The organism is Pseudomonas sp. CF161, from assembly GCF_000416215.1.
Lineage (GTDB): Bacteria > Pseudomonadota > Gammaproteobacteria > Pseudomonadales > Pseudomonadaceae > Aquipseudomonas.
On sequence record NZ_ATLP01000043.1, the window covers coordinates 21,898 to 33,473 of the forward strand.

9 protein-coding genes are annotated in these 11,576 nt (G+C 64.2%); 3 read left to right on the forward strand and 6 right to left on the reverse strand.

All coding sequences use genetic code 11. The annotated features are described in order from the left end of the window. Positions 1–34: 34 nt before the first annotated feature. From CF161_RS08065 to CF161_RS08075, 3 genes are read left to right on the forward strand one after another with little or no spacing between them, the layout of a single operon-like run. Positions 35–1,279: an exonuclease SbcCD subunit D C-terminal domain-containing protein gene (locus CF161_RS08065; protein ID WP_020296068.1), complete on the forward strand. Its 1,245-nt coding sequence runs from the start codon at positions 35–37 to the stop codon at positions 1,277–1,279. Then, a complete protein-coding gene (locus tag CF161_RS08070; protein ID WP_020296069.1) occupies positions 1,276–4,920 on the forward strand; it encodes an SbcC/MukB-like Walker B domain-containing protein in 3,645 nt (1,214 codons plus the stop codon). Before CF161_RS08065 ends, CF161_RS08070 begins: the two co-directional genes overlap by 4 nt. Further along, entirely contained in the window at positions 4,917–5,531 is a 615-nt protein-coding gene (locus CF161_RS08075) for a glutathione S-transferase (RefSeq protein ID WP_020296070.1), read from the forward strand. The genes CF161_RS08070 and CF161_RS08075 overlap by 4 nt, the downstream gene beginning before the upstream one ends. Positions 5,532–5,585: 54 nt before the next feature. On the opposite strand, the gene CF161_RS33370 is transcribed toward CF161_RS08075, so the two are convergent. The 6 genes from CF161_RS33370 to CF161_RS08100 form a co-directional block, all read right to left on the reverse strand. Beyond that, positions 5,586–5,711 carry a hypothetical protein gene (locus tag CF161_RS33370; RefSeq protein WP_020296071.1) on the reverse strand — a complete coding sequence of 42 codons (126 nt, stop codon included), beginning with the start codon at positions 5,709–5,711 and terminating at the stop codon, positions 5,586–5,588. Positions 5,712–5,928: 217 nt separating this feature from the next. Continuing rightward, entirely contained in the window at positions 5,929–6,108 is a 180-nt protein-coding gene (locus CF161_RS08080; protein ID WP_020296072.1) for a hypothetical protein, read from the reverse strand. Positions 6,109–6,275: 167 nt separating this feature from the next. After that, complete coding sequence (locus CF161_RS08085) at positions 6,276–7,451, reverse strand: lactonase family protein (RefSeq protein ID WP_020296073.1); 1,176 nt, start codon at positions 7,449–7,451, stop codon at positions 6,276–6,278. Then, the gene (locus CF161_RS08090) at positions 7,438–7,731 is read right to left on the reverse strand and encodes a DUF5629 family protein (protein WP_084471676.1); all 294 of its coding nucleotides are present in this window, start codon (positions 7,729–7,731) and stop codon (positions 7,438–7,440) included. The genes CF161_RS08085 and CF161_RS08090 overlap by 14 nt, the downstream gene beginning before the upstream one ends. A gap of 243 nt (positions 7,732–7,974) precedes the next feature. Further along, positions 7,975–10,350, reverse strand: a complete 2,376-nt coding sequence (locus CF161_RS08095) for an RND family transporter (RefSeq protein WP_020296075.1) — start codon at positions 10,348–10,350, stop codon at positions 7,975–7,977. Positions 10,351–10,381: 31 nt separating this feature from the next. Next, positions 10,382–11,461, reverse strand: coding sequence for a YCF48-related protein (locus CF161_RS08100; protein ID WP_043228885.1), 1,080 nt, complete (start codon positions 11,459–11,461; stop codon positions 10,382–10,384). Positions 11,462–11,576: the final 115 nt, after the last annotated feature.

Sequence of the window (11,576 nt, forward strand, 5' to 3'; positions counted from 1 at the left end):
GCCAGAAGCTTGCCGCTGCTTTCTGGAGCTTATTTTGCGCCTGTTCCACACCTCCGACTGGCACCTTGGGCAGAACCTCCACGGCCAGGAACGCGACTTCGAACATTCCAGCTTTCTCGACTGGCTGCTGCGCCAGCTCAAGCAGGAGCAGCCCGATGTGCTGCTGATCGCCGGCGATATCTTCGACACCGTCAACCCGCCGGTCAAAGCCCAGGAAGCCCTGTACGACTTTATCGTCAGCGCCCACGAGCAGCAGCCGCTGCTGACCATCGTGATGATCGCCGGCAACCACGACTCCGGGGCTCGCATCGAGCTGCCCGCGCCCTTGATGCGGCGCCTGCGCACCCACGCCCTGGGCCGGGTGCTGTGGCTGGATGACGGCCAGCTCGACGCCGAACGCCTGCTGCTGCCATTGCCCAACGCCAGCGGCGCGATTGGCGGCTGGTGCCTGGCGCTGCCCTTTTTGCGCCCGGCCGAAGTCACCGGCGCGCAACTGGGCGACGACTACCTCAAGGGCATCGGCCAGGTGCATGAACGCCTGATCGCCGCCGCCGAGGCCAAGCGCGAGCCGGGCCAGGCCCTGATCGCCATCAGCCACGCGCACATGGCCGGCGGCTCGATCTCGGAAGACTCCGAGCGCAGCCTGATCATCGGCAACGCCGAAGCCCTGCCTGCCAGCCTGTTCGGCCCAAGCATCAGTTACGTCGCCCTCGGCCATTTGCACAAGCCGCAGAAGGTCAATGGCGAGGAGCGCATCCGCTACAGCGGTTCGCCGATCCCGCTGTCGTTCTCGGAGATCGACTACAAGCACCAGATCCTCGATGTGCGCCTGGACGGCGAGACCCTGATCAGCGTTGAACCCAGGCTGATTCCCCGCGCGGTGCACCTGCAACGCCTGGGCCCGGCGCCACTGGCCGAGATCCTGCTGCAACTGAGGCAACTGCCGGACATCGACCTGCTGGCCGACGAACAGCGCCAGCCCTGGCTGGAAGTACGGGTCCGGCTCGATGAACCCCAGCCCGACCTGCGCCAGCAAGTGGAAACCGCCCTGCAGAACAAAGCCGTGCGCCTGGTGCGGATCGCCGCCGAATACGCCGGCAACCGTACTGGCGACAACAGCGAGGACGGCGCGCAACTGATCGAACTCGACCAGCTCAGCCCCCAGGAGCTGTTCAGCCGCGCCTGGCACGACAACTACGGCAGCGAGGTCGACGAACAGACCCTCAAGGACTTCGCGGTGCTGCTGCAGGACGTGCAGATGGAGACCGAACAAGCATGAAGATTCTTGCCATCCGCCTGAAAAACCTGGCCTCCCTGGCCGGCCCGTTCGAGATCGACTTCACTGCCGAGCCCCTGGCCAGCGCCGGCCTGTTCGCCATCACCGGCCCTACCGGCGCCGGCAAGAGCACCCTGCTCGACGCCCTGTGCCTGGCCCTGTTCGGCGCCGTGCCGCGGCTGAGCAATATCGGGCGCGAGACCAAGGTCCCGGAGGTCGACAGCGAGATCCTCACCAGCGACCCGCGTACCCTGCTGCGCCGTGGCACCGGCAGCGGTTATGCCGAGGTCGACTTTGTCGGCATCGACGGCCGGCGCTACCGCGCGCGCTGGGAAGCCAACCGCGCCCGGGACAAGGCCAACGGCAAGTTGCAGGGCAGCCGCCAGAGCCTGACGGACCTGGACCAGGAACAGCTGCTGAGCAACCAGAGCAAAAGCGAATACAAGCAACTGATCGAAGCCAAGCTCGGGCTCAACTTCGAGCAGTTCACCCGCGCGGTGATGCTGGCCCAGAGCGAGTTCAGCGCCTTCCTCAAGGCCGATGACAAGGACCGCAGCGAACTGCTGGAGAAGCTCACCAACACCGCGATCTACAGCCAACTGGGGCGGCGCGCCTACAGCAAGAGCAAAGAAGCTGAAGAGCTGCACAAGGCGCTCAAGGCCCAGGCCAGTGGCATCGTTCCCCTGGAGCCCGAGGCCCGGGCCGAACTGGGTCAGCGCTTCAACGAGGCCCAGCAGCAGCTCAAGACCCAGCAGGCCCAACTCAAGCAGCTCGAACAGCAGAACACCTGGCTCAAGGAACTGCGCCAGTGGCAAGAGGCGCAGCACAGCGCCAGCGAGCAGTTGCACGCCGCCGAGCACGAGGGGCAAACCCTGGCCCCGGAACGCCTGCGCCTGCAACGCCTGGAACAACTGGCACCGCAGCGGCATCAGTTCCTGCGCCAGGTTGAACTGAGCCAAGCCCTGGAACCGCTGCGCCAGCAGATCGGGCAACAGGCCGCGCAGCAGATCGACCTGCAACAGCGCCACGAACAGCTGCAACAGCAGCTGCTGGATGCCGGCGCCGCCCTGACCCAGGCCCAGAGCCAGCACAGCGACAGCGTGCCGTTGCTGCGCGAAGCCTTTGCCGAACAAGGCAACCTGAGCCGCCTGAGCCAGAGCCTGGAGGATGCCGGGCAGCAGCAAAGCCGCGCCGAAACGGCAAGCGTTGAGGGCCAGCAAAGCATTGCGCAGCTGCTGGAACAGCAGCGCCTGGTGGGCGAGCGCCTGGAGCGAATCGCCGGGCAACTGGCGCAAAGCGCCGCCCTCGCGCCCCTGGGCGAGGCCTGGAATGTCTACCGCGAACGCTTGCAGCAGCTGATGCTGATCGGCAATCGCCTGAACCAGGGTCAAGCAGAACTGCCGGCCCTGGAACAGCAATCCAGTGCCGCCGCCCAGCAATTGAGCGAGCAGCGTGCGCACCTGGAATTGCTCTACCGCGAAGCCGGTGCCGAACCCCAGGCAGTGGCCGAGCAGATCGAACTGCTGGACGGCCTGCTCAAGGACAACCGCAAGCAGCAGCGCGCCATCGAGGACCTGGCACGGCTCTGGGCCCAGCAGCAGGAACTGGACCAGCGCGCCCAGGCCCTGCTGGACAAGCAGCAGGCGGTGGCCACCCAGCGCGAAGAACTGAACAAGGTCGGCATGCAGGCCAAGGCCGACCTGACGGTGGCCGAGCAGACCCTGAGCGTCACCCAGGCCCTGCTCGAGCGCCAGCGGCTGGCCCGCAGCGCCAGTGTCGAAGAGCTGCGCGGGCAGTTGCAGGATGACCAGCCGTGCCCGGTGTGCGGCAGCGCCGAACACCCCTATCACCAGCCCGAAGCCCTGTTGCAGAGCCTCGGTCGCCACGACGAAAGCGAAGAGGCCAACGCGCGCAAGACCGTGGACGGCCTCAAGGAGCAACTCAACGAACTGCGGGCCCAGGTCCAGGGCCTGATCGCCCAGCAGAAGGAGTTTCTGCAGCAGCAGGAGCAACTGGCGGTCCAGCAACAGGCCCTGGCCCCAAGCTTGCAAGCCCACCCGCAGAGCGCCGCCCTGCTGGACCAGGACCCGGCCAGACGGGACGCCTGGCTGCACCAGCAACTGGAGCAGTTGCAGCAGAGCATCACCCAGGATGAAAGCCGTCAGGGTGCCCTGCTGACCCTGCAAAAAGACGCCGCACGCCTGCAACAGCAATTGCAGCACGCCGTCGAAGCCAGCCAGCAGGCGACCCAGCACCTGCACAAACAGCAGGAGCAACTGGGCGCCGACCAGCAGCGCCTGGAAGAAGAACTGGCCAGTTTCACCCAGCTGCTGCCGGCCGAGGTCCTCGACGGCCTGCGCCGCGACCCGGCCAACACCTTTGTGCAGCTGGACCAGCAGGTGCTGCAACGCATCGAGCAGTTGCGCGAGCACAAGGACGAAGCCGAGGAACAGCAACAGCGCCAACTGACCCTGGAGAAAGAACAGGACCGCCAGCTGACCCGTCAGCAGCAACTGGCAGACGCCCAGCAGCAGTTCGCCGGGCTCAGCGCGCAACAGCAGGCCTGCCAGCACAAGCTTGGCGAGCTGCTGGGGCAACACAGCAGCGCCGAGCACTGGCAACAACAGGTGGATCAGGCCGTGGAGCAGGCGCGCAGCGCCCAGGCCACAGCCCAGCAGCAACTCCAGGACCTGCATCAGCAACTGATCCAGCTCGGCGCCGAACTCAAGGCCCGGGAGGAACGGCGGCTGGCCCTGGAGGATGGACACCAGCAACTGGCCGCCAGCATCCAACACTGGCGCGCCGGGCACCCCGAACTCGATGACGACGGGTTACAGCAACTGCTGGCCCTGGATGAGCCACAGGTCCAGCAGTTGCGCCAGCGCCTGCAAGCCAATGACAAGGCCATCGAGCAGGCCAGGGTTCTGCTGCAGGAACGTCAGCAGCGCCTGGAACAGCATCAGGCCCAGCACAACGGCAATCTCGCGGCCGAGGAACTGACCCAGGCCCTGGAGGCCTTGCAGCAGCAGGCCCTGGCCAGCGAGCAGCAGGTGGCGGAACTGCGCGCGCAACAGAGCGAAGACCAGCGCCGCCAGGACGCCAACCAGGCCCTGGGCCAGCGCATCAGCGACGCCTACAACGAATGGCAGCGCTGGGCGCGCCTCAACGCCCTGATCGGCTCGGCCACCGGCGACACCTTCCGCAAGATCGCCCAGGCCTACAACCTCGACCTGCTGGTGCACCACGCCAACGCCCAGTTGCGGCAACTGGTGCGCCGCTACCGCCTGAAACGCGGCGGCAGCATGCTCGGCCTGCTGGTGCTGGACACGGAAATGGGCGATGAACTGCGCTCGGTGCACTCGCTCTCCGGTGGCGAGACCTTCCTCGTGTCCCTGGCCCTGGCCCTGGGCCTGGCGTCCATGGCGTCGAGCACGTTGAAGATTGAATCGCTGTTTATCGACGAGGGCTTCGGCAGCCTCGACCCGGAATCCCTGCAATTGGCGATGGATGCCCTGGATGGCTTGCAGGCCCAGGGGCGCAAGGTGGCGGTGATTTCCCACGTGCAGGAAATGCACGAACGGATTCCGGTGCAGATCCAGGTCCGCCGACAAGGCAACGGCCTGAGCACCCTGGAGGTCAAATGAGCCACGCCGCCGCGACCCTCTACTCCTTCCGCCGCTGCCCCTACGCCATGCGCGCCCGCCTGGCGCTGCGTTACTGCGCGGTGGCCGTGGACATCGTCGAAGTCAGCCTCAAGGCCAAGCCGGCGCAGATGCTCGCGCTGTCGAGCAAAGGCACGGTGCCGGTGCTGGAGGTGCAAGGCCAGGTGATCGATGAAAGCCTGGACATCATGCGCTGGGCCCTGGCCCGGCACGACCCGCAGGATTGGTTGCTGCGCCAGGACCCGGCGGCACAGGAGGCCATGGCGGCGCTGATCAGCGACAACGATCAGGGCTTCAAGCAGTGGCTCAATCGCTACAAATACCCCGAGCGCCATCCGCAGCAGCCCATGGCGCACTACCGCGCCCAGGGCGAACTGTTTTTGCAGCGGCTGGAAGGGTTATTGAGCGAGCGCGATTACCTGCTGGCCGGGCACATGAGCCTGGCGGACGCAGCCCTGGTGCCTTTTGTGCGCCAGTTCGCCCATGTCGACCGCAAATGGTTCGCCCAGGCGCCCTACCCGCGCCTGCAAGATTGGCTGCGGCGGATCCTGGACTCGGAACTGTTCGTGACGGTGATGGCCAAGCCAAGCTGATCGCCCCTCGGCGCCCGTGATATCACTGGGGGCCTTGGCGGATCCGGCGCGGACTCAGTCCTGCAACAGACTCAGCATGCGCTCGCGCGAAGCTTCGGGTTCGCCTTCGACCGGCTGCGCCGCCGAGACGATCGGGGTGGAATAGAGAAACAGAAGTACCACTGCCAGACGCATGACCATGCTGTCGATCCTTTGCTGGGAAAGAGTCAAAAAGTTAGCGTCAAATTTAAACATATGGCGATATGACATTACCAAGACTATTTCCCGGCATCCGCCCTACGCGTCGCAAATACGTGATGCAGGAGCGACATCACTGCTGACCCCGCCGAGTGATCGAGGGGGGAGCCAATGACTTCGCTCCTGCATACGTTGGGTCAAAACAGGGCTGGTTGAACGCTCAGTGCTGGGTCTTGTGGTCCAGGGCGGCGTAGAAGTTGGCGCTCTGTTGCAGGTATTTCTGGGTGTAGGTGTTGGTGCGCGACTGTTTGCTGCTGACCTCGGTGCTGGCGCTGGCAGGCAAGGCCACGGTGGCGGAGATGGCGGAAGCGGCGATCACGGAGAAGAGATTGAAGTTCATGGCGGTAACCCTCGGATGCAGTTGCTTGACTTCCCGTATGGCGGTTGTGCCCGGGCGGTGAAGCAAAACTACGCCCGAGGGTGGGCGCGTTGAAATTCATTGCACAAGTAGCGGATATCAGCCGGATTAATACAAGGAGGCAGGCCCCGTAAACCGGGGCCTGCGGCCTATTGACGCAGCAGGAACTTGAGGTCGCTGGGGGCATCGAACGCCAGTTTCTGCACGGTTTTACCCAGCAGGCCGGTGTTCGGGTCGCGCTCGACGACCACGATCTGGTTGCTTTTCTGGTTGGCGATCAGGACGAACTTGCCGCTGGGGTCGAGGCTGAACTCCCGTGGATGATCGCCCTCGACCGAGCGCCGTTGCAGCTCCTTGAGCTGGCCGCTGGCCGGGTCGATGGCAAATACCAGCAACTCGTTGGCGGTGCCGCGATTGCTGACATACAGGAACTTGCCATCCGCCGAGGCATGCAGGGCCGCACCGGCGCGTTTCTCTGGCGGCTGGTCGGCGGCCAGGTCGACCAGCTGGCGCTGGGTCAATTGCCCGGCCTGGTAATCGAACACCGCGACCTGGGCGCTCATTTCCATGCTCAGGTAAGCGTGCTTGCCGTCGGCGCTGAACAGCAGATGGCGCGGGCCGCTGCCCGGCGGCAGGCTGACGAAGGCCGGCTTGGCAGCGGTCAGCGGCAGCTCGGGGTTGGCCTTGGGGTCGTAGCGGTAGACGAAGATCTTGTCGGCACCCAGGTCATTGGCAAAGACAAATTGCCCGTCAGGGGCTGACACCACGGAATGCACGTGGGCCGACGCCTGGCGCTCCGGATTGACCCGGCTCGCAGGGTGGCTGCTCAGTTGCACCGGCGGCGACAGCTTGCCCTCGGGGCTGACCGGCAATACCGCCAGGCTGCCACCCGGGTCTTCGCTCACCGAGTAGTTGCCGACGAACAGATAACGGCCATCGGCGCTGAGGCTGGAATGGGTGGGTTCATTGCCCAGGCTTTGCACCTGATTGATCAGGTGCAGCTGGTGGCTCTTGGGGTCGAGGCGAAAGCTGCTGACCCGGCCCACCGGATCGGCCTGGCCGGGGCCGTTTTCATTGACCGCAAACAGCAGCTTCTGGTCCCGGGACAGTGTCAGCCAGGACGGGTTGGCGCTCTTCACCACTTGCAGCGCCTTGGCCGCGATCTGCCCGGTGCGGCTGTCGAACTGCAGACGGTAGATGCCTTCGCTGGAGCCCTGGGTGTAGGAACCGACCAACAGTTCGTGGCTGTCCACAGGCGCTGCCTGGACGCCCATGGCGCCGACACTGCCGGCCATCAGCAGAGGCCAGAAATTACGCATCTTCATCGTGCTCATCCTCATCGTCGCGGGCAGTGAACGCGCTCATGCACACCAGGCGGTGCTCGCCGGAATCGCCAAGGATGGTCCAGCTTTGCAGGGTCTCGTCGAAGGTGGCGGCCTGCACCTGGGCCAGGCTGAAATTCCAGCGCTTGGCCGCCCGGCCGTCCATGCATTCGATCAGCAACTGCTGGTCGTCGAGGGAGAAATCAAAGGCATGCAGGCCGTCGATCTCCAGCATGTCGCAGGTTTCAAGGGCGGTGAGCAAGGTAGCGGTCATGGCAGTCAATCATCAAAGGGAAAGCCGCAATGATAGCCGCTCAGCCCCCGACCGACCTAAAAGACTCGCGCAAAACCCGCAGCCGCTGCCGAGCCTGCGCGGTTGCGCTGGCCGGAATGAACGCCGTGGGGGTGTCCGGTTGACTTGGGGTGTATTCGAGGGCCAGCGCAGCCTTCGGCAGCGGCTACGCTGGCCGCACGAGGGGCATAAAAAAGCCGCAACCTGGGTTGCGGCTTGTTGGACGGCGAGCCGTCAGTGGGCGAACAGCGAGTTGCCCTTCTGCCCGGCCAGTTTCTCCGGTTTGATCAGGAAGCGTGCCAGCGCCGGCAGCAGCCACAGCGCGCCGAACATGTTCCACAGCAGCATGAAGGTCAGCATCAGGCCCATGTCGGCCTGGAACTTGATCGCCGAGAAGATCCAGGTCGCCACGCCGATGGCCAGGCACAGGCCGGTGAAGAGCACGGCCTTGCCGGTGGATTTCAGCGTCTGGTAGTAGGCCTCTTGCAGCGGCAGGCCGGCGCGCAGGAAGCTTTCCAGGCGGCTGTAGATATAGATGCCGTAGTCGACTCCGATCCCCACCCCGAGCGCCACCACCGGCAGGGTCGCCACCTTGACCCCGATGCCCATGAACGCCATCAGCGCGTTGCCCAGCACCGAGGTCAGCACCAGCGGCAGCACGATGCACAGGGTCGCCGCCCAGGAACGGAAGGTGATCATGCACATGGTGGCGACGCAGATGTACACCAGGATCAGGATGGTCAGCTCCGACTCCTTGATCACTTCGTTGGTCGCGGCTTCGATCCCGGCGTTACCCGCGGCCAGCAGGAACTCCAGGCCGTCCTTGTTGTGCTCGTTGGCAAATTCCTGCACCGCATGCACCGCCCGGTCGAGGGTCGCGGCCTTGTGGTCATTGAGGAAGATCAGCACCGGCGCCAGGGAGCAATTGTTGTTGTACAGGCCATCGGCGCGGGAGATGGAGTTGTTGAGTACGTCCGGGTTGCGCGACAGGGTTTCCCATTTCAGGTTGCCTTCGTTCATGCCCTTGATCATCTGCTTGGACACGGTCACCAGGGAGATCGCCGACTGCACGCCCTCGGTGTTCTGCATCTTCCACATCAGCTCGTCGATCGGCGCCATGGCCTCGTAGCGCGAACAGCCTTCGGCGGCGGTCTTGACCATCACCACCAGCACGTCGGAGCTGGTGGAGTAGTTATTGATGATGAAGCTGTTGTCCTTGTTGTAGCGCGAGTCCGGACGCAGTTCCGGCGCGCCCTGGTCGAGGTCGCCGATCTTCAGGTTCTGGCTGTACCAGAGGCCGCCACCGAAAGCCACCAGGGCCAGGGCGATGGACACCGGTGCGACTTTCGGGCTGGCGAAGTTCGACAGCAGGCGCCAGAACGAATGCTCGCGGGTCGCGTCTTTCTTGCTGCGCTCGATCGCCCGCTTGCTGATCCCGACATAGGAAATCGCCACCGGCAACAGAATCAGGTTGGTGAACACAATTACCGCCACGCCGATCGACGCACCGATGGCCAGCTCGCGGATCACCCCGATATCGATGATCAGCAAGGTGATAAAGCCCACGGCGTCGGCCAGGATCGCGATCATCCCCGGCAGGAACAGTTGGCGGAACGTTCGTCTGGCCGCCGTCAGGGCGTTATCCGCGCCGCTGGATTGCAGGGCAATGCCGTTGATCTTCTGCACCCCGTGGGAAATGCCGATGGCGAAGATCAGGAACGGCACCAGCATCGAATACGGGTCCAGCCCGAAACCGAAAGCGTGCATCAGCCCCAACTGCCAGACCACCGCCACCAGGGTGGTGATCAGTACCGCGATGGTGCTGCGGATGCACCAGGTGAACCAGTACAGCAGCACCAGGGTGATGACGAAGGCGATGCCGAAGAACATCACCACCATGATCAGGCCATCGATCAGGTCGCCGACTTTCTTGGCGAAACCGACGATGTGGATCTTCACATTGGGGTTCTGCGCCTCGAACTTGTTGCGGATCTTGTCTTCCAGCTCGTGGGAGAACTTCTGGTAGTCCAGGGCCAGTAACTTGCCCTGGTCCTGCGGGTCCGGGTAGGACTCCAGCAGCGGAATGTCGACGATGCTCGACTTGAAGTCGTTGGACACCAGACGCCCGACCTGGCCCGACTTGAGGACGTTATTGCGCAACTGCTCCAGGCTGTCGGTCGAACCGTTGTAGCTCTGCGGGATCACCTCACCGCCGGCAAACCCCTCTTCGGTGACTTCGGTCCAGCGCACGCTGGGGCTCCACAGCGACTTGAGGCCCGAGCGATCGACGCCGGAGATGTAGAACACCTCGTCGTTGATCTGGCGCAGGGTCTCCATGTACTCCTTGCTGAAGATGTCGCCGTCCTTGGCCTCCACCGAAATGCGTACGGTGTTGCCCAGGTTCGCCAGGTCGTTGCGGTGCTCCATCATTTTTTCAATGAAGGGATGCTTGAGCGGGATCATTTTTTCAAAGCTGGTGGACGGCCGGATCAGCGTCGCCTGCCAGAACAGGAAAATACTCACCACCAGGCAAATCAGGATCACTGCCGGGCGGTTGTTGAAAATCAGGCGCTCGAGAAACGTCGCCTTGTCTTGATGATGACTGCTCATGATGTCCCCGCCTTCTTATTATGTGCCCGGCTCATTTGCTCAGCTCAGCGCCTGTCGGCGAGCTCGTGCGTACGCCCCCCTGCCCCACCAGAATCAGATTGCCGTCGCCCGCGGCCGTCACCGCCGACAAGGAGATGCGGTCGGGACGGTTGAAGACGCTGAAGGTCAGGCCATGGTCATGGCTTTGCACCACACTGCCGCCGTTGCCGACGATCACCAGGGTGCCGTCGTCGAGCAGGGTCGCGCCCGACAGGCCGAACTCCAGGGCGCCACGGGCGGCGTTGAGCTCGACCTGGTCCCAGGTGCTGCCGAAGTCGGTGGAACGGTACAGGTTGCCGCGCAAGCCGTAGATCAGCAGGGTGTTGGCTTCGGCGGTGCCGATCACGCCGAACAGCGAACCGTGGTACGGGCCTTCGAGGCGCTCCCAGGTCTGGCCCCAGTCGGCGGAGCGAAACAGGCTGCCCTGCTCGCCGACAATCACCAGCCCGGCGTCCTTGACCGCGGCAATCGCGTTGAGGTGGTACTGGTCTTCGTTGTCCAGGCGGTCGCTGGCGTCTTCCCAGTGCTGGCCGCCGTCGGTGGTTTCCAGCAAGGCGCCGTAGGCACCCACGGCAAAGCCGGTGCTGGCGTCCTTGAACCAGACGTCGAGCAACGGCGCTTCACGCTTGAGGTCTTCGAATTGCTTGGTCCAGGTAGCGCCACCGTCAGTGCTGGCGAGGATCTGCGCATCGTGGCCGACGGCCCAGCCCAGCTTGTCGTCGACGAAATACACCGCCGTCAGCAACTGCCGGGTTGGCACCTTGGCCTGGGTCCAGGTCTGGCCCTGGTCGTCGGAATAGAGAATGTGCCCACGGTCGCCGACCGTCACCAGGCGCTTGCCGGCGTGCACGACGTCGAGCATCAGGCTTTTGGCAGCCTTGGCTGATTCAGTGGAATAGACCGCGGCAGCGGCGGCATCGGTTGTCGCAGCAGCGACTGCCGCCGTATCGGCGGCCTGGACGGGGACCGACAACGCGGCAACCCCCAACAGCGAGAGCGCTGTAGCCAGCAACGCGAATCTGCGTAAGGCCGGCGGGCGGCAACAACCCACACCCATGACAGGCTCACTCATAGACCTTTCCCCCATTATTATTGTTAGGTCATTCAACCTTTAAGGGCGCCGCGCAGGGCGTGCCTGGTGATTGACTGATCCCGGATACCGTCCTGAAACCTGCAATCTAGAGCCC